Origin of the sequence: Streptomyces sp. NBC_00287 (genome assembly GCF_036173105.1) — a bacterium.
In the GTDB taxonomy this organism is placed as follows: domain Bacteria; phylum Actinomycetota; class Actinomycetes; order Streptomycetales; family Streptomycetaceae; genus Streptomyces.
Window position 1 is genome coordinate 6,195,932 of record NZ_CP108053.1, and the last position, 18,291, is coordinate 6,214,222.

Genomic DNA, 18,291 nt, shown 5'->3' on the forward strand with positions numbered 1-18,291 from the left:
GGGAATGCGAACGGCCCGGTCCCACTCGAGGTGGGACCGGGCCGTTCGGGTGGGAGATCAGCTCTCCGTGGGCTCTGCGGCGACCGTGGCCTTGCGGGTGCGGCGGGCCTTGGGCTTGGCCTCGGTGGCCTCTGCGGTGTCGACCGCCGTCTCCGCCGCTGCCGTTGCCTTGCGGGTCCGGCGGCGCGGGGTCGTCGGCTCCTCGGCGGCCTGGGCCGGGATCTCGGCAGGCTCGGTGGCCTTCCGCGTGCGGCGTACCTTCGGCTTGGCTTCGGTGGCCTCGGCGGTGTCAACCGCGGCCTCGGCTGCTGCCGTTGCCTTGCGGGTGCGGCGCGGCTTGGCCTCGGCGGTCGCCCCCTGCTCGGGCGCCGTCTCGGCGGCCTTACGGGTGCGGCGTACCTTCGGCTTCGCCTCGGTGGCCTCCGTGGTGTCGACCGCCGTCTCTGCCGCTGCCTTGCGGGTGCGGCGGCGCGGGGTCGTCGGCTCCTCGGCGGCCTGGGCCGGGATATCGGCAGGCTCGGTGGCCTTACGGGTGCGGCGTACCTTCGGCTTCGCCTCGGTGGCTTCGGCGGTGTCGACCGCCGTCTCCGCCGCAACTGTCGCCTTGCGGGTGCGCCGGGCCGCGGGCTTCGCCTCGGTGGCCTCGGCCGTGTCAACCGCGGCCTCGGCGGCTGCCGTTGCCTTGCGGGTGCGGCGCGGCTTGGCCTCGGTCGTCGCCTCCGGCTCGGGCGCCGTCTCGGCGGCCTTGCGGGTGCGGCGTACCTTCGGCTTCGCCTCGGTGGCTTCGGCGGTGTCGACCGCCGTCTCCGCTGCAGCGGTCGCCTTGCGGGTCCGGCGCGGCTTCGCCTCTGCCGTCTCCGCCGTGTCGACCGCGGCCTCGGCGGCCGGCTCGGCCGTCTTGCGGGTGCGGCGCCGCGGCGTCGTGGCCTCGGGCTCGGAAGCGGTGGGCTCCGTGAGCGGTGCCGGGATCTCCACGACCGTCTGCTCCGCCGAAGTCGCCGTCGCCTCCGCGGACTTGCGGGTGCGGCGGCGCGGCGTGGTCGCCTTGGGCTCGGAAGCCGTCGGCTCCGTGAGCGGTGCCGGGGTTTCTACGGCCGTCTGCTCCGGCGAGATCGACGTCGGTTCCGCCGTCTTGCGCGTGCGGCGGCGGCGATTGGCCTGGGGCTCCGTGGTCGCCTCGGCCGTGTCGAGTGCGGCTTCTGCCGAGTTCGTCGCGGTGGACGTGGTCGGCGCCGACTCCGGTGCACCGTTACGGGTGCGGCGACGGCGGCGCGGCGTGCGGGTCGCGGTGGCCTCATCGGCCGCCGGGATCGCCTCGGGCGCATCCGTGCCGGTCGGTGCCGGAGCCGCGGTCGGGTCCAGCGCTGCCCCGCCGCGGGTACGGCGGCGACGGCGCGGCGTACGTGCCGAACGCTCGCGGTCGGCGGAACGGGACTCGTCCCGGCCGTCACCACGACCGCCCCGGCCACCACGCCCACGCGCACCACGACCGCCGGTCTCGCCGAGGTCCTCGACTTCCTCCGCCGCAAGACCCGCGCGCGTACGCTCCGAGCGCGGCAGGACACCCTTGGTGCCCGCGGGGATGCTCAGTTCCTCGAAGAGGTGCGGGGACGTGGAGTACGTCTCCGGCGGGTCGTTGAAACCGAGGTCCAGCGCCTTGTTGATGAGCTGCCAGCGCGGGATGTCGTCCCAGTCGACGAGGGTGATCGCGATGCCCTTGGCGCCCGCGCGGCCCGTACGGCCGATGCGGTGCAGGTACGTCTTCTCGTCCTCGGGGGACTGGTAGTTGATGACGTGCGTGACGCCCTCGACGTCGATACCGCGCGCGGCGACATCGGTGCAGACGAGGACGTCGACCTTGCCGTTGCGGAAGGCGCGCAGCGCCTGCTCGCGCGCGCCCTGGCCGAGGTCGCCGTGGACCGCGCCGGAGGCGAAACCGCGCTGCTGCAGCTGGTCGGCGAGGTCCGCCGCCGTCCGCTTCGTACGGCAGAAGACCATCACGAGACCGCGGCCGTCGGCCTGCAGTATGCGCGCGACCATCTCCGGCTTGTCCATGTTGTGCGCGCGGTAGACGAACTGCGCGGTGTTGCGGACCGTCTGGCCCTCGTCGTCCGGCGCCGTGGCGCGGATGTGCGTGGGCTGCGACATGTAGCGGCGCGCGAGACCGATGACCGCGCCCGGCATGGTCGCCGAGAACAGCATCGTCTGACGACGGGCCGGCAGCATGTTGATGATCTTCTCGACGTCGGGCAGGAAGCCCAGGTCGAGCATCTCGTCGGCCTCGTCGAGGACGAGCGCCTTGATGTGCTTGAGGTTCAGCTTCTTCTGGCCCGCGAGGTCCAGCAGCCGGCCCGGGGTGCCGACGATGACGTCGACGCCCTTCTTCAGGGCCTCGACCTGAGGCTCGTAGGCGCGGCCGCCGTAGATCGCGAGAACGCGGACGTTACGCACCTTGCCGGCGGTCAGCAGGTCGTTGGTGACCTGCGTGCACAGCTCGCGGGTGGGGACGACGACGAGCGCCTGGGGGGCGTCGGTGAGGTCCTCGGGCTTGGCGCGCCCGGCCTCGACGTCGGCGGGGACGGTGACGCGCTCGAGAAGCGGAAGGCCGAAGCCCAGCGTCTTGCCGGTGCCGGTCTTGGCCTGGCCGATGACGTCGGTGCCCGAGAGGGCAACGGGGAGCGTCATCTCCTGGATGGGGAAGGGGTTGATGATGCCGACGGCTTCGAGGGCCTCGGCCGTCTCGGTGAGAATCCCGAGATCGCGGAAAGTCGTAGTCAGGGTGCTGCCTCTTCTGTGTACGCGGTGCGAGGCGAGCGCGGGGGTCGTTGACGGACCGTGCCGGGGGACGTCGGCTGCCATACGGTCGGGCCGTAAGGCACGGGACCACTGCCGACGCTCTAGCGCTCGTACCACTGAGGGTGTCCCCCCGGGAATCCGTACGCACTGTGCCGTACGGACGAGGGGCTGTCGGGTCGGAGCCGATCGGGCCACCGACCGGGCATCCTCATACGTGCGGCCCGTCGAGACAGCGTCGAATTACGTCGACGTACTCAGCAGGCGCATTACCACCATACCCCGGAATCGCGCACATGCGATGGCCGAATTGGTCACGTAGTCGTCGTCACACTGATTGACCAGGGACTTCCCCCGCGCGACGAGCGGGCTATTGTGCGCTTCATGACCACCTCTGACAAGCCTGACCCCGCCAAGGACAGCTCGGAAGCCCCCGTCGAACACACCGGTGTCGCCGCCCAGGACTGGGCCACGGCCTCCGCCGACCCGCAGTACCGCGCCGCGGTCGTCGATCTGCTCGGCGCGCTCGCCTACGGGGAGCTGGCGGCGTTCGAACGGCTCGCGGAGGACGCCAAGCTGGCGCCGACGCTCGCGGACAAGGCGGAGCTGGCGAAGATGGCGTCGGCCGAGTTCCACCACTTCGAGCAGTTGCGCGACCGGCTGACCTCGATCGGCGAGGAGCCGACGCGGGCGATGGAGCCGTTCGTCGCCGCGCTGGACGGGTTCCACAAGCAGACGGCGCCGTCGGACTGGCTGGAGGGGCTCGTCAAGGCGTACGTCGGTGACTCGATCGCCTCTGACTTCTATCGGGAGGTCGCGGCTCGGCTCGACTCGGACACGCGCGAGCTGGTGCTGGCGGTGCTGGACGACACGGGGCATGCGGGGTTCGCCGTGGAGAAGGTGCGGGCTGCCATCGATGCCGATCCGCGCGTGGGTGGGCGTCTTGCGCTGTGGGCTCGGCGGTTGATGGGGGAGGCGTTGTCGCAGTCCCAGCGGGTGGTCGCGGATCGGGATGCGCTGTCGACCATGCTGGTGGGCGGGGTGGCCGACGGGTTCGATCTCGCGGAGGTCGGGCGGATGTTCTCTCGGATTACTGAGGCGCACACCAAGCGGATGGCTGCGCTTGGGTTGGCGGCGTAGCGCTGGGGAACTACCCGTAGCGGAGTTTCGATCTACCGCTTCACGCCGTTGCTGAGCGGCCCACTCTTCTTCCCGACGGGCGCACCAGTAGCGAGAGCGATGCCACCGAGACCGCCGCCGCCCCCACCAGGATCAGGAACAGGTTCCCCAGATCCAGAGCCGTGTGTGTGATGAAGGCGCCGAAGAGGGCGCCTGCCACGCCGGTCGACAGGACCAGGGTGCGGGCGGGCAGGCGGTGTGGCAGGCGGTGGGCTGCCGCCCATGACAGGGCCAGGCCGAGGATCGCGGAGCTCAGCGCTTCCAAGAGCATGTTGGGGTCCCTCCCACATGGCCGGCCTGCTCGATACGGTCGTAGCCCGTCATACCCCTGACCTGCGGAATCCAATCCTCCCCTGTGGTCGAACTGTGCTCCATCCGTGAAGGAGAACGGGTGGGGGAGCGGTGCAGGAACGACGGAGGGCCCGGCGGTTTCGGAAACCGCCGGGCCCTCCTGTGCAGCTGCTGTTTACAGCGCGCCGAAGCCCACCTTGCGCGGGGCCGGCTCGCCGAGCTCGACGTACGCGAGACGGTCGGCCGGGACGAGGACCTTGCGGCCGTGCTCGTCCACGAGGCTCAGCAGCGCCGACTTGCCGGCCAGCGCCTCGGACACCGCCCGCTCGACCTCCTCGGCAGTCTGACCGCTCTCCAGAACGATCTCGCGGGGCGCGTGCTGCACGCCGATCTTGACCTCCACGGCTTTGTCCCTCCGACGGTCAGTGAAGTGCGCGACCTTCCGCGCCGTACCCAGCACACATTAGCCCGGTGAGGGGACGTACACGCTCCGCCCAAGAACGCCAGGAGCGAACAGTGGGTGGGAACAAGTTGTCGTCAGTGGTGCTGGTCGGTGCCGTGCAGCGGGAAGCCCGCGATGCCTCGCCAGGCGAGCGAGGTCAGTAGCTGCACCGCCTGGTCGCGCGGGACGCTGCGGTCGCTGTGCAGCCAGGAGCGGGCCACGACCTGGGCGAGGCCGCCCAGACCGGAGGCCAGCAGCATCGACTCCGCGCGGGAGAGGCCCGTGTCCTCCGCGATGACGTCGCAGATCGCCTCCGCGCACTCGTTCGTGACCTTGTCCACGCGCTCGCGGACCGCGGGCTCATTGGTCAGGTCCGACTCGAAGACCAGCCGGAAGGCGCCGCCGTCGTCCTCGACGTACGCGAAATACGCGTCCATGGTCGCCCGTACGCGCTGCTTGTTGTCGGTCGTCGACGCGAGCGCGTGGCGTACGGACTGGATCAGGGACTCGCAGTGCTGGTCCAGCAGGGCGAGATAGAGGTCGAGCTTGCCCGGGAAGTGCTGGTAGAGCACCGGCTTGCTGACGCCGGCGCGCTCGGCGATGTCGTCCATCGCGGCCGCGTGGTAGCCCTGCGCCACGAAGACTTCCTGCGCGGCGCCCAGCAGCTGGTTGCGTCGGGCACGGCGCGGCAGGCGCGTCCCTCGCGGGCGCGCCGCCTCTGTCTGCTCGATGGCTGTCACGCCGCCTCCCAAAGTCGTCCACATGCGGTGTGCGCCGCGCCGCCATCGTACTTTTCGGTAACCCTGGTGTGCGCGGTGCGAGCGCAGAATTTCACGGACCGGACGGTGGCGAAAGCCGTGCGGAAGGTTTCAAAGCGGGGTGAGCGGGGCAAAAATCCGCCTCCCCTCCTGCTCAGTCGTGCCCTCCGGCATCGACGGTCACCGATAGTCGTCCTCGTCGTGCGAGACCACCCGGGCCTGTTCCGCCAGGTCGGCGACGTTGGCGCGGTCCTGGTCGGCTTCATTGACCGGATCGTCGCGGTCGGGTGAGACGACGGCCTGCTGCTCGGCCGCGTCGGCCGCGGGGGCCTCGACGTCGAACTCCTGGGCTTCCTGGGCGTCCTCGTCCTCGAATGTCTCGGGATCGCTGGGGTCTACGGCCATGGTGGGCTCCCTTCCTACGAACGTCCCTGAGAAAAGCAGGGGCCACACGCGGGTGCCCTCTGTACGAGCCTAGGAGACACCCGATCCGGACGCTATGCGATCCGCGTCCGTGAGGTCACTCCATGCGCACTCGGATCCTCATTCGGACGCGTTTTCGGGGCGGTGGTGCCGATGGGACACTCCGGCCTCTTGTGACGGCGAACACATGAACCACTGCGTGATCGTCTCGTAACATTGCCGCATGTCTTCGACCGAGCTGCCGTCCGCCGCCCCGGCGGCCAACGTACTGCCGAAGGTGTCGACCGTCAGGGTCGCGGAGGGCGAGCGGCTGCGATCGGTCGGGCTGCCGGGAATCACGCTGACGGTACGGTCCAGGCCGCCGGCCCGCGCGGGGCTGCCGCCGGCGTTGTACGTCCATGGGCTCGGCGGTTCCTCGCAGAACTGGTCGGACCTGATGCGGGAGCTGGAGGCGGACGTCGACGGCGAGGCCGTGGACCTGCCCGGATTCGGCGATTCGCCGCCGCCGGACGACGGCGACTACTCGATCACCGCCCACGCGCGGGCGGTCATCCGTTACCTCGACGCCTCGGGTCGCGGGCCCGTGCATCTCTTCGGCAATTCGCTCGGCGGCGCGGTCGCCACGCGCGTCTCCGCCGTACGACCCGATCTCGTCCGTACGCTCACGCTCGTGTCGCCCGCCCTTCCCGAGATCCGAGTCCAGCGGTCCGCCGTGCCCACCGCGCTGCTGGCGGTGCCCGGAGTGGTCGCGCTCTTCACCCGGATCACCAGGGAGTGGTCGGCGGAGCAGCGGGTGCGCGGGGTCCTGGGCCTTTGTTACGGCGATCCCGGGCGGGTGAGCCCGGAGGGGTTCCGCAACGCCGTGGAGGAGATGGAGCGGCGGCTGCAACTGCCGTACTTCTGGGACGCGATGGCGCGTTCCGCGCGCGGGATCGTCAACGCCTACACGCTCGGCGGCCAGCACGCGCTCTGGCGCCAGGCCGAGCGAGTCCTCGCCCCGACGCTCCTCGTCTACGGCGGCCGCGACCAGCTCGTCGGCTACCGCATGGCCCGGCGTGCGGCCCGCGCCTTCCGTGAATCCCGGTTGCTGAGCCTGCCTGAGGCGGGGCACGTGGCGATGATGGAGTATCCGGGCGTGGTGGCCCGGGCGTTCCGTGAACTGCTCGCCGATGTCGAGGGCGGTGGTGCCGACGCGGCCTCGGACGACGGTGAGCCACTGACCGAGACCGCGGGGAGCTGAGGCGCGCGTGGGACGCCACAGCCGGCGGGGGCCTGCGCCCAAGGGAGACGCAGCGGACAGGACGGGACGGCGGGGGGCTCCTCAGGGGGCGCCGCCGGGGGGTCCCCGCGTCTCTGACGGGACACCTCCGCGCGGTGTGCCGCGGTTTCCTGATGGGACTCCGGCTCATGGTGTGCCGCGGTTTCCTGATGGGACTCCGGCGCATGGTGTGCCGCGGTTTCCTGACGGGACTCCGGCGCATGGTGTGCCGCGGTTTCCTGATGGGACTCCGGCTCATGGGATGCCTGGCCTTCCTGACGGGACTCCGGCGCATGGTGTGCCGCGGTTTCCTGATGGGACTCCGGCTCATGGGATGCCTCGCCTCCCTGACGGCACTCCGGCTCATGGTGTGCCGCGCTACCCCGACGGCACCCCGGCTCATGGCACCCCCCGCTACCCCGACGGCACCCCCGCGCATGGCGTCCCCCGAGTTCGTGGTGGGCATCCCGAGCATCTTGAAGCCGGTGGTGGCTGGGGTGAGTTGAGGAGCGGGTCGGTTGCGAGCGGGGTCGGGATACCGCAGCAGCGGCCCGCGCCTGTGCGTCGTGGGCCTCGGCAGGAGTACGTCGATGCCTTCGAGGACGTCGACGTCTTTACGCCGCGGACCTCCGCCGACCCGTACGCCGCCGTCACCGACTGGTCCGCCGAGGTCGGCGTACGGAGCGAGACCGAGGACGACTACCCGCCGCCCACCGGCGAGCCCGCCTCCGCCAAGGGCTCCAAGGGGCGTGCCTTCACCGGTATCGCGGCCGCCGCCGTCACCACCGTGCTCGCGATCGTGGTCGCCGGCCAGGTCACGGACCGGGGCGAGGACTCCGACGTACAGTCGCAGTCGGCCACCGACCAGGCGCGGGACGCGCGGGACTCCGCCTCGCGCAGTGACGGGCGGCCGACGCCGTCGGAGTCGGCGGTGGCGCCGCTGACGTACGAGCAGAAGATGGGCAAGACGTACGCGCTGAGCGCCACGCTCGACGGGTCGGGGAAGTTCGACGCCGTACAGGGCATCGACAAGGCGCCCGGCGAGGGGCAGAAGTTCACCTACCGCGTGGACGTGGAACAGGGGCTCGGTCTTGACGGCGAGCTCTTCGCGCAGGCCGTGCAGAAGACGCTGAACGACGACCGGAGTTGGGCGCACAACGGCGCACGCACCTTCGAGCGTGTCTACTCCGGCAAGCCCGATTTCGTGATCACCCTGGCCAGCCCGGGCACGACCGCCGACTGGTGTGCCAAGTCGGGCCTGGACACCACCGTGGACAACGTGTCCTGCGACTCGGCCGCCACCGAGCGCGTGATGATCAACGCCTATCGATGGGCGCAGGGGTCGGAGACCTACGGCGATCGGATCCACGCCTACCGGCAGATGCTGATCAACCACGAGGTCGGCCACCGGCTCGGCTACCACCACGTCACCTGCGACAAGGACGGCGACCTCGCCCCGGTCATGCAGCAGCAGACCAAGTTCCTGGAGCATGACGGGATCAGCTGCCGCCCCAACGCCTGGGCGTATCCGGGGAGCTGAGTGTCCCGCGGGGAGTTGGCCCAGGCCTGACGAAGCGTAGCTGCGTGATTTCTTAGCGCGACCAAACGCTACCCGCACGGGAAAGTTACGACCGTTCACCCCTTTTGGTGGCGCGATGGACAACCGTCCGTCGCGCCACCGCCTTGTCCGCATACGTTCGTCCCGCTGCGAGCCGTCGGGTCAACGGCGGCTCCCCTTACGGGAGATCGGGGGTGCACTCGTGCGCATCGGACTGCTTACGGAGGGTGGCTATCCGTATGTGAGCGGTGACGCCAGGCTCTGGTGCGACCGGCTCGTGCGCGGGCTCGGGCAGCACGAGTTCGACGTCTACGCGCTCAGCCGCAGCGAGCGCCAGGAGGACGAGGGCTGGGTCCCGCTGCCACCGCAGGTCAGACGGGTCCGGACGGCGCCGCTGTGGAGTGCGGAGGATGACGGGGTGGCGCACGGGCGGCGTGCGCGCCGGCGCTTCTCCGAGCACTACGGCGCGCTGGCCGCGGCGGTGTGTGCCGGAGCCGATCCTCAGGACGCAGACTCCGGGAGGTCGTCGGATGTTGTGGCGGACCGTTTCGGCAACGCGCTGTACGGGCTCGCCGAACTCGCCCGCGACGAGGGCGGCCTGGCCGGCGCCCTCCGGTCCGAGACCGCCGTACGCGCCCTGGAACGCGCCTGTCGCGCGCCGGGCGCCCTCCGCACGGCCCGCGAGGCGCGCGTCCCCGATCTGCTCACCGTCGCCGCCCACCTGGAGCGCGCGCTACGCCCCCTCTCGCTCGACTGGTACGAGGACGAAGGGCTGGGCTCGGTCGACCTGTGCCACGCCGCCTCCGGTGGCGCGGCGGCCCTGCCCGGACTGCTCGCCCGGCACTTCGCGGGTGTACCGCTGCTGGTGACCGAGTACGGCGTGCGGCTGCGTACGCACTACCTCGCCGCCACCGACGCCCCGCCCGCCGTACGCGCGCTGCTCGCCGCCTTCCACGGCCGGCTCGCCGCCGAGATCTACGGCCGGGCCGAGATCGTCACGCCCGGCAACGCGCACGCCCGCCGCTGGCAGGAGCACTGCGGCGCCGACCGCGCCAAACTGCGCACGGTCTACCCCGGCATGGACGCATCCCGCTTCGCGGAGGTCGGCGAGGCACCGGAGCGCGCCGGTCCCGACACCCTCGTCTGGGTCGGCCGGGTGGAACCCGCCAAGGACCTGGTCTCCCTGCTCCACGCCTTCGCCGAGATCCGCAAGGAGGAGCCGAAGACGCGGCTGCGGATCGTCGGCGCCCCGGCCGGTTCCGAGGGCGCGGCCTATCTCGGCCACTGCAAGGCGCTGGCCGCGCAGCTCTTCCCCGACGAGGCGGACGGACTGCACGCCGTCGGCGACAACCCCGTGTCCTTCGAGGAGATCGGCGGCCCGGAGCTGCCGACGCTCGCCGACGCGTACGCCGCGGGCGCCGTGACCGTGCTGTCCAGCGTCGTCGAGGGCTTTCCGATCAGCCTCGTCGAGGCCATGTTCTGCGGCCGCGCGACCGTGTCCACGGATGTGGGCGCGGTGGTCGAGGTCATCGGCGGCACCGGACTCGTCGTACCCCCGCGCAATCCGCGGGCGCTCGCCGAGGCGTGCGTGGCGCTGCTGCGCGACCCGGAGCGCCGCGAGCGCCTGGGCGCCGCCGCACGCGCGCGTGCCCTCGAACTGTTCACGGTCGAGCAGAACATCAGGGCATTTCACGGCATTTACCTGGAGATCGTCGCGCGCTGCCCGGTCCGCCGCGTCGTCCTCGACGCGACCGGCGAACCCCTGCCGTTCGCCGTGCCCGCCGAGGCCCATGTCCCCGGCCGCTGGACCGGCCCCGCCGCACGTCTCATGGCGAGGGGCGGACCCGGCTGGGCGGCGGGCCCGCCCGTACGGGCCACTGCGCAGGTGGCCGCGGAGGGGGCGCGATGAGCGGGCTCGGCGAACTGGACCACCCCGGGACACCGACCAGCCCCGGGGCCTGGGACGCACGGTCGGAGGAGTCGCTGGTGGCGGAGACGGACGTACCGGACCCCGGCGTGGCGGACCCCGATGTGCCGGGCTCCGCGCCCGCGACGGAGCGCCGCCACAGCACCGCGCGCCGCACCGCGGTCGACCCGGTGAAGGCGCTGATGCACCGGCACCGCGAGCTGTGCGAACGGGCCGTGGATCCCCTGGAGATCGCGGCGGGCCTGGAGGCACACGGCGTCACCGACCGCACCGCGGCCCGCTTCCGTCACCGGGACGTCTTCTCCCTCGCGGAGGAGATGTACGCGCGCGTGCCCCGTGACGGGGACGCACCGGCGCGCACCACGACCCCGAGCGTCCTGCGGGTACGGGCCGACTGGGCCCTCCTCGCGCTGCTCCCCGGGGCGTTGTGCGCGGCCGCGGTGACCGCCCTGCGGCTCGCCGAGGGGCAAGCACGCCTGATCGTTGCCGTGGTGGGCGCCCTGGCCGTGGCCGTGGTGCTGCGCGTCGCCGTGTCCCGCGGCCCGCTGCGCATCGGGGACCGCCGCCCACGTCCCACCGCACCATGGGTCTGCTGGCTGATTGCGTACGCGGCCCTCGGCGACGGACTCCTCCGGGCGGCCCTCGCCGACGGTCCCCACGCCCTGCCCACGGGCTCCCCGGACGGCGCCTGGCCCCTGGCCGCCGCCGGTGTCCTCGCGCTCGCCCTGTCCTGCGCCCCCGCGGCCGGGTGCGCCCACCTCTTCGCCGCCCGCGCCCGCCGCAGACTCGCCGCCAGCCGGGGCCTGGAGGAGTACGCCACCTCCGTACAGCCCTTGCTGCTCGGCACCTTCGCCCTGTTCCTGGCCTCCCTCGCCGCCCTTGCGGCCCTGTCCGGCGCCGCCCTGGACGAGCCCGCCACCTACCCCCAAGTCCTCGCCCTGGGCGCGCTCCTGCTGCTCGCCCGCCTCCTCGCCGCGCACGGCTTCACCCACGCCCCCGTGGCGGTCCTCGGCGCCGCCGCGACCGCCGAGGCCGTGGCCCTCGCCTCGGTGTTCGCCGCCCGCCTCCCCGGCTGCGGCTTCCTGGCCACCCCCGTGGACTCCCTCGTCACCGCATGGGGACCGGGCGCCGTTCCCACGCTCGTCTGCGGCGTTGGCGCCCTGACCCTGCTCATCCACTCCTCCCGCACCCTGACCCGGGCCTCGGCCCACGCCACGCCGGACGCACCGTGCTGACGCGACGTGTGCGAGCGAGCGCGTGTTCCCTCCACGCGCGCAGGCCGCCGCAGGCACCGGACCATCCCTCCGAAGGAGAACCGCACATGATCACCTCCCGACCCGAGCCCTCGGCCCCGGGAGCCGCGCGATGAGAGTCCTGCTGATCGGGGCCAACGGCTACCTGGGCCGCTACGTCGCCGACCGTCTGCTCGCCGACCCGGCCGTCCAGCTCACCGCTCTCGGCCGCGGCGACGACGCCGACGTCCGCTTCGACCTCGCGTCCGGCAGCCCCGGTGCCCTCACCCGCTTCCTCGACGCGGTCCACCCGGGCGTCGTCATCAACTGCGCCGGCGCCACCCGCGGCGGCGCCCGCGAACTCACCCGCCACAACACCGTCGCCGTCGCCACCGTCTGCGAGGCCCTGCGCCGCAGCGGCTGCGGCGCGCGTCTGGTGCAGATCGGCTGCGGTGCCGAATACGGCCCCAGCCAACCCGGCTCCTCCACCGCGGAGGACGCCGTGCCGCGCCCCGGCGGCCCGTACGGCGTGAGCAAACTCGCCGCCACCGAACTCGTCCTCGGCTCCGGCCTGGACGCCGTGGTGCTGCGCGTCTTCTCACCGGCGGGCCCCGGCACGCCCGCCGGATCGCCGCTCGGCCGGCTCGCCGAGGCCATGCGCCGCGCGATGCAGTCCGGCGACGGCGAGCTCAAGCTCGGCGGACTCGGCGCCCAGCGCGACTTCATCGACGTCCGCGATGTCGCCCGCGCCGTGCACGCGGCGTCCCTCTCCGCCGCGCAGGGCGTCATCAACATCGGCTCGGGCCGCGCCGTCCGCCTCCGCGACGCCGCCGCGATCCTCGCCCGCGTGGCCGGATACGGCGGCGCCCTCCACGAACTCGACGGCCCGCCAGGACCGCTGCGGGCCGCCATCGGCCACCCCCGCTCCGACCCGGACCACGCGGCCCCCGTCGCGTACCCGTACCCGGACGGCTGCGGCAGCTGGCAGCAGGCCGATGTGCGCACCGCACGCGACCGGCTCGGCTGGCGGCCCCGGATCAATCTCGAAGAGTCCCTCGCCGACATCTGGATGGAGGCGGCATGCCGCATCTGACCAGCACCAAACCGGGCACCGCGAGCACCGATCTGCGCACGGGGCTCGGCGTCCCCGGCTTCGCCCACCCCCTCGTCGCGCCCGCCGAGTGGGCCGAGCTCGTCCGCCCCGGCACGCCCCTCCACTGGGCCGCCCTCGATGTCGCCGACGGCCCCGGCAGCCGCCCCGACCCGCACTGCCTCGCCACGGCGAGCCGACTGCGGAGCGCCGGCGTCCGGGTCCTCGGGCGGCTGGACAGCACCTACGGCGCCCGCTCCTTCGGGGAGTTGATCTCCGAGGCCCACCGTTATCTCGACTGGTACCAGGTCGACGGCTTCCTGCTGGACCGCTGTCCCACAGAGCGGACAGCGCTCCCGGAGATCCGGCGCACGGTCACCACGCTGCGCGCGCTGCGTGACGACGCCCACATCGTCCTCGGCCACGGCACCCACCCGTACCCCGGCTACGCCGAGCACGCCGACCAACTGGTCACCTTCTCCGGGCCCTGGAGCGACTACCGCTGGTCGCAGGTGGCGGAGTGGACGGCGGACTATCCCCCCGACCACTTCTGCCACTTCGTCCACGGAGTGCCCCGCGGTCACCTGGGGGAGGCGCTGCGCATCGCCCGCTGGCAGGGCGCCGCCACGATCTGGTTCACCGACCGCACGGACGGCGGCGGGAGCATCGATCCCTGGGCGACCATGCCCGGCTACTGGGACGAAATCGTCTCGCGGATCGGAACAGGTGTCTCGGAATGAAAAAGGCCATGGCACTGTTACGGAGAGAACAACCGTAGTGATGAACCGACCAACGGAGCCCCCGTGTCGCTGCCACCCCTGGTCGAGCCAGCTCCTGAGCTCACCGTAGACGAGGTCCGCAGGTACTCCCGCCACCTGATCATCCCCGATGTGGGGATGGACGGGCAGAAGCGGCTGAAGAACGCCAAGGTGCTCTGTGTGGGCGCCGGCGGCCTCGGTTCGCCGGCGCTGATGTACCTGGCCGCCGCGGGCGTCGGCACCCTCGGCATCGTGGAGTTCGACGAGGTCGACGAGTCGAACCTGCAGCGCCAGATCATCCACAGCCAGGCGGACATCGGCCGCTCGAAGGCCGAGTCCGCGCGCGATTCCGTGCTGGGCATCAACCCGTACGTGAACGTGATCCTTCACGAGGAGCGGCTGGAAGCCGACAACGTGATGGACATCTTCAGCCAGTACGACCTGATCGTCGACGGCACGGACAACTTCGCGACCCGCTACCTGGTCAACGACGCGGCCGTGCTGCTGAACAAGCCGTACGTCTGGGGCTCGATCTACCGCTTCGACGGCCAGGCCTCCGTCTTCTGGGCCGAGCACGGCCCCTGCTACCGCTGCCTCTACCCGGAGCCCCCGCCCCCCGGCATGGTCCCCTCCTGCGCCGAGGGCGGCGTCCTGGGCGTGCTGTGCGCGTCCATCGGCTCCATCCAGGTCAACGAGGCCATCAAGCTCCTCGCGGGCATCGGCGAGCCGCTGGTCGGCCGACTGATGATCTACGACGCCCTGGAGATGCAGTACCGCCAGGTCAAGGTTCGCAAGGACCCGAACTGCGCCGTCTGCGGCGAGAACCCGACCGTCACCGAGCTCATCGACTACGAGGCCTTCTGCGGCGTCGTCTCCGAGGAGGCCCAGGAGGCGGCCGCCGGCTCGACGATCACTCCCAAGCAGCTCAAGGAGTGGATCGACGACGGCGAGAACCTCGAGATCATTGACGTCCGCGAGATCAACGAGTACGAGATCGTCTCCATCCCGGGCGCCAAGCTGATCCCGAAGAACGAGTTCCTCATGGGCACCGCCCTGGAGGGCCTCCCGCAGGACAAGAAGATCGTCCTGCACTGCAAGACGGGTGTCCGCAGTGCGGAAGTCCTCGCGGTCCTGAAGTCCGCGGGCTTCTCCGACGCCGTCCACGTCGGCGGCGGCGTGATCGGCTGGGTCAACCAGATCGAGCCGCACAAGCCGGTCTACTGACCTCAGGTCTCCCGTACGGCGGGGGCTCCGGACGCCAAGGGCGCCCGGAGCCCCCGCCGTCGTCATGAGCAGACCTTGCCGTCCTTTGGAACCGTGCCGGAGAGCAGGTAGTCGTCCACCGTGGAGTCGACGCAGTCGCTCCCGCTGCCGTAGGCACCGTGGCCCTCGCCCTTCCAGGTGAGCACCACACCGACGTCCTTCCCCAGCTCGTCCGCCATCTTCCGGGCGCCCTCGTACGGCGTCGCCGGGTCGCCGGTGTTGCCGACCACCAGGACGGGCTCCGCACCCGGCGCACTCACCTCGGGGGAGTCGTGCTGTCCCGGCACCGGCCAGTCGTGGCACCAGCCGGCCGTGTCCCAGCCCAGGAAGGTTCCGAACACCGGCGAGATCTTCTCGAACTCGGGCAGCAGCTTCTTCGTCTCCTCCACGGTGGGCCGCTGCTTGGCGTCCAAGCACGATATGACCCGTTGCGAGTGGGTCGTCGTGCCGTAGCTCCCCGTCGTGTCGCGCTCGTTGTAGCCGTCGGCGAGCGTCAGCAGCTCTGAGCCGTCCCCCGCCTCCGCGGCCTCCAGCGCGCTGGTGAGCGTGGGCCAGCTGGACTCGCTGTACAGCGGCAGCACGATGCCGGTGACGGCCAGCGTCTGCGTCAGCTTCCGCTCCGACGGCGTCGGCAGCGGGTTCGCGTCGATCCGCTCCAGCAGGTCCGCGATCTTCCGCGTACCCTCTTCCGGATCCTGCCCGGTGGACTTCAGGTAGTTGTTCAGCGCCCGCTGGAAGCCCCGGGCCTGGTTCTTGGCGTGGTCCACGGTGTCGGCGCTCGGGTCGACCACCGCGTCGAGGACCAGCCGCCCCACGTTCTCGGGGAACAAGTGGGCGTACACACCGCCCAGTTCCGTGCCGTACGAGATGCCGAAGTAGTGCATCTTCTTGTCGCCGAGGACCTGGCGCATCAGGTCCATGTCGCGGGCGGTGTCGGTGGTCGACACATGGGCCATCAGCTTCCCGGCCGACTTCGCACAGCCCTTGCCGAAGTCGCCGGCGTCCTTGAAGAACGCCGTCTCCTCGGCCGCGGTGTCCGGAGTGGCGTCCACCGTCTCGGCCGCCTGGATCTCCTTGTCGCCGCGGCAGCGCACACCCTCACTGGCGGCGACCCCGCGCGGGTCGAAGCTCACCAGGTCGTAGCGCTCGTGCAGCTTGGACGCGGTGGTGCTGTAGTACGGCATCATCGAGACGCCCGAGCCGCCGGGCCCGCCGAAGTTGAACAGCAGCGAGCCGATGCGGTCGTCCCCGGTCGCCTTGGCGCGGATCAGCGCGATCCCGATCGTCTCGCCCTCCGGCTCGGCCCAGTCCAGCGGCACCTTGAGCGTCGCGCACTGCCAGTCGCCCCCGGGCGCCGCCGAGTCCTCGGTGGCCTCGCAGCCGTCCCAGTCGAGCTTCTGGGAGGTCAGGGAAGCGGGCAGCGGCGCCCCGGAGTCGGTGGAACCGGCCGACGGTGTCCCGCTGCCGGTCTCCTCGCCCTTGCTGTCACTGCCTCCGTCGCTCCCCGAACTGCACCCCGTGACCAGGAGCGCGGTGGCGGCTGTCAGAGCCGCCCACCGTACGAAACGCGCCATGTGCACTACCCCCTCGCAGGCCGTCCGCACCGTGCAGCGGATGGCGGTCAGGCCATAGTAGGCGGAGCACGCGAGACCTGCTCCGGCCTGTGGATAACCTTCTGACCTGCGCCTTTATCGAGCCTGGGGGTGGTGTCAGGAGCAGACGGTGCCCGCCGCGGGCACCTTCCCGTCCAGCAGGTAGCCGTCCACCGCGTTCTGCACGCACTTGTTCTTGGAGTCGTAGGCGCCGTGCCCCTGACCCTTGTACGTCAGCTCGACACCCACGCCTTCGCCCAGCGCCTGCACCATCTTCCGTGCCCCCTCGTACGGCGTGGCCGGGTCGCCGGTGTTGCCCACCACGAGGATCGGCGCCGAGCCGGGCGCGCTCACGTCGGGGTGGTCGGCTGCGCCGGCCACCTCCCAGTCGGTGCAGGAGACCATGCCCCAGGCCAGGAAGTCACCGAACAGCTCGGAGGCCGCCCGGAACTCCGGCAGCTTCGACTGCACGTACTCGGCGGTGTAGCGCGGCTTGTCGTCGGCGCAGTTGATGGACACGTTGGCCGCGGTGATGTTGCTGTACTCGCCGTTCTCGCTGCGGCCGTTCATCGAGTCGGACAGCAGCATCAGGATCCGGCCGTCACCGTCGTACGCCTGCTGCAGGCCCTCGGTGAGGTACTCCCAGAAGTCCTGTGAGTACAGCGCCTGCGCGATGCCGTTGGTCGCGGCGGTCTGGGTCAGATCGCGCGGGAAGATGCCCGGCAGCGGCTTCTTGTCGAGGTCCGTCAGCAGCTCGGCGATGCGGTCCTTCACATCCTGTGCGCTGTCCCCGATCGGACAGTCCTCGACCTTCGAGGTGCAGTCCTCGGCGAAGTTGTCGAGCGCCAGCTGGAACCCCTCGGCCTGTCCGAGCGAGCCCTGTTCGGGGTTCTGTGTCGGGTCGACGACCGCGTCGAAGACGGCACGGCCGACGCGCTCGGGGAACAGGTGCGCGTACACACCGCCGAGTTCGGTGCCGTAGGAGATGCCGAAGTAGTGCAGCTTGTCGTCGCCGAGGACCTGGCGCATCAGGTCCATGTCGCGGGCCGCGTCCGTGGTGCGCACCTGCGGCAGCATCTTCTTGGAGTTCTTCTCGCAGGCCGCGTTGAACTCCTTGGTGTTGTCCACCAGCTCGGTGCGCTCGGTGGCGTCGTCCGGCGTCCCGTCCTGCTGGAAGTAGGCGTCGAGTTGCTGGTCGTTCTGGCACTCCACCGGGGCGCTGCGGCCGACCCCGCGCGGGTCGAAGCTGACCAGGTCGTATCGGGTGCGCAGTTTCGCGTAGTCCTCGCCGAAGGCGGGCAGCGTGGTGATGCCCGAGCCGCCGGGCCCGCCGAAGTTGAACAGCAGCGAGCCGATGCGCCGGCTCTCGTCGCCGCTGGTCTCGGCGCGAATCAACGCGAGGCCGATCGTGTCCCCCTTGGGCTCGTCCCAGTCCAGGGGCGCCTTCATCGTGGCGCACTGCCACTCGTCGCCGTTGGGCAGCGGCGAGGGGGCGGCACCTCCGCCCTCCGCCTGGGAGGGGGCCGGGCAGTCCTTCCAGCTCAGCTTCTGGGCCGTCAGATCCTCGTCCTGGGAGTCGTCACCGCACCCCGCCAGCAGCGAGGACAGCAGCACGGCGGAGGCGGTCAGGACGGCGGCGCGCAGGCGGGAGGGGTTCGGCATGATCCCATCCTGCGGTCGCGCACGACGGGACGCTCGGGGCACGGTCCGTACGAGGTACGGGGCTG

General features: G+C 71.4%; 15 protein-coding genes. 8 read left to right on the plus strand and 7 right to left on the minus strand.

The genetic code is table 11. The annotated features are described in order from the left end of the window. Window positions 1-57 precede the first annotated feature (57 nt). Window positions 58-2,685: a DEAD/DEAH box helicase gene (locus tag OHT76_RS28395; RefSeq protein ID WP_443049934.1), complete on the minus strand. Its 2,628-nt coding sequence runs from the start codon at window positions 2,683-2,685 to the stop codon at window positions 58-60. A gap of 483 nt (window positions 2,686-3,168) precedes the next feature. On the opposite strand from OHT76_RS28395, the gene OHT76_RS28400 reads away from it, so the two are divergent. Beyond that, window positions 3,169-3,933, plus strand: coding sequence for a ferritin-like fold-containing protein (locus OHT76_RS28400; protein WP_328873698.1), 765 nt, complete (start codon window positions 3,169-3,171; stop codon window positions 3,931-3,933). 40 nt (window positions 3,934-3,973) lie between these two features. On the opposite strand, the gene OHT76_RS28405 is transcribed toward OHT76_RS28400, so the two are convergent. The 4 genes from OHT76_RS28405 to OHT76_RS28420 all read right to left on the minus strand — a co-directional run bounded on the left by OHT76_RS28405 (window position 3,974) and on the right by OHT76_RS28420 (window position 5,868). Then, a complete protein-coding gene (locus OHT76_RS28405; protein WP_328873699.1) occupies window positions 3,974-4,243 on the minus strand; it encodes a hypothetical protein in 270 nt (89 codons plus the stop codon). 195 nt (window positions 4,244-4,438) lie between these two features. Further along, complete coding sequence (locus OHT76_RS28410) at window positions 4,439-4,666, minus strand: DUF3107 domain-containing protein (protein ID WP_247468118.1); 228 nt, start codon at window positions 4,664-4,666, stop codon at window positions 4,439-4,441. 134 nt (window positions 4,667-4,800) lie between these two features. After that, the gene (locus tag OHT76_RS28415; RefSeq protein WP_328873700.1) at window positions 4,801-5,445 is read right to left on the minus strand and encodes a TetR/AcrR family transcriptional regulator; all 645 of its coding nucleotides are present in this window, start codon (window positions 5,443-5,445) and stop codon (window positions 4,801-4,803) included. Window positions 5,446-5,643: 198 nt separating this feature from the next. Continuing rightward, window positions 5,644-5,868: a hypothetical protein gene (locus OHT76_RS28420; protein ID WP_328873701.1), complete on the minus strand. Its 225-nt coding sequence runs from the start codon at window positions 5,866-5,868 to the stop codon at window positions 5,644-5,646. A 241-nt stretch (window positions 5,869-6,109) separates the two neighbouring features. Between OHT76_RS28420 and OHT76_RS28425 the strand changes: the two genes are divergently transcribed. The 7 genes from OHT76_RS28425 (at window position 6,110) to moeZ (ending at window position 14,933) form a co-directional block, all read left to right on the plus strand. After that, window positions 6,110-7,126, plus strand: a complete 1,017-nt coding sequence (locus OHT76_RS28425; protein ID WP_328873702.1) for an alpha/beta fold hydrolase — start codon at window positions 6,110-6,112, stop codon at window positions 7,124-7,126. A 7-nt stretch (window positions 7,127-7,133) separates the two neighbouring features. After that, window positions 7,134-8,684 carry a DUF3152 domain-containing protein gene (locus OHT76_RS28430; RefSeq protein ID WP_328873703.1) on the plus strand — a complete coding sequence of 517 codons (1,551 nt, stop codon included), beginning with the start codon at window positions 7,134-7,136 and terminating at the stop codon, window positions 8,682-8,684. Window positions 8,685-8,904: 220 nt separating this feature from the next. After that, entirely contained in the window at window positions 8,905-10,611 is a 1,707-nt protein-coding gene (locus tag OHT76_RS28435) for a DUF3492 domain-containing protein (RefSeq protein WP_328873704.1), read from the plus strand. Further along, the gene (locus OHT76_RS28440; protein ID WP_328873705.1) at window positions 10,608-11,864 is read left to right on the plus strand and encodes a hypothetical protein; all 1,257 of its coding nucleotides are present in this window, start codon (window positions 10,608-10,610) and stop codon (window positions 11,862-11,864) included. Before OHT76_RS28435 ends, OHT76_RS28440 begins: the two co-directional genes overlap by 4 nt. Window positions 11,865-11,994: 130 nt before the next feature. Further along, window positions 11,995-12,954, plus strand: coding sequence for an NAD-dependent epimerase/dehydratase family protein (locus OHT76_RS28445; RefSeq protein ID WP_328873706.1), 960 nt, complete (start codon window positions 11,995-11,997; stop codon window positions 12,952-12,954). Continuing rightward, a complete protein-coding gene (locus OHT76_RS28450) occupies window positions 12,942-13,691 on the plus strand; it encodes a spherulation-specific family 4 protein (protein WP_328873707.1) in 750 nt (249 codons plus the stop codon). Before OHT76_RS28445 ends, OHT76_RS28450 begins: the two co-directional genes overlap by 13 nt. Before the next feature lie 63 nt (window positions 13,692-13,754). After that, window positions 13,755-14,933 (plus strand): adenylyltransferase/sulfurtransferase MoeZ, encoded by a 1,179-nt coding sequence (moeZ, locus tag OHT76_RS28455; RefSeq protein ID WP_328873708.1) that lies wholly within the window; start codon window positions 13,755-13,757, stop codon window positions 14,931-14,933. 62 nt (window positions 14,934-14,995) lie between these two features. Here moeZ and OHT76_RS28460 read toward each other — a convergent pair whose 3' ends face one another. Both OHT76_RS28460 and OHT76_RS28465 read right to left on the minus strand, forming a co-directional pair. Continuing rightward, window positions 14,996-16,546 (minus strand): alpha/beta hydrolase, encoded by a 1,551-nt coding sequence (locus tag OHT76_RS28460; RefSeq protein ID WP_328873709.1) that lies wholly within the window; start codon window positions 16,544-16,546, stop codon window positions 14,996-14,998. Window positions 16,547-16,681: 135 nt separating this feature from the next. Continuing rightward, a complete protein-coding gene (locus tag OHT76_RS28465; protein WP_328873710.1) occupies window positions 16,682-18,226 on the minus strand; it encodes an alpha/beta hydrolase in 1,545 nt (514 codons plus the stop codon). Window positions 18,227-18,291 lie beyond the last annotated feature (65 nt).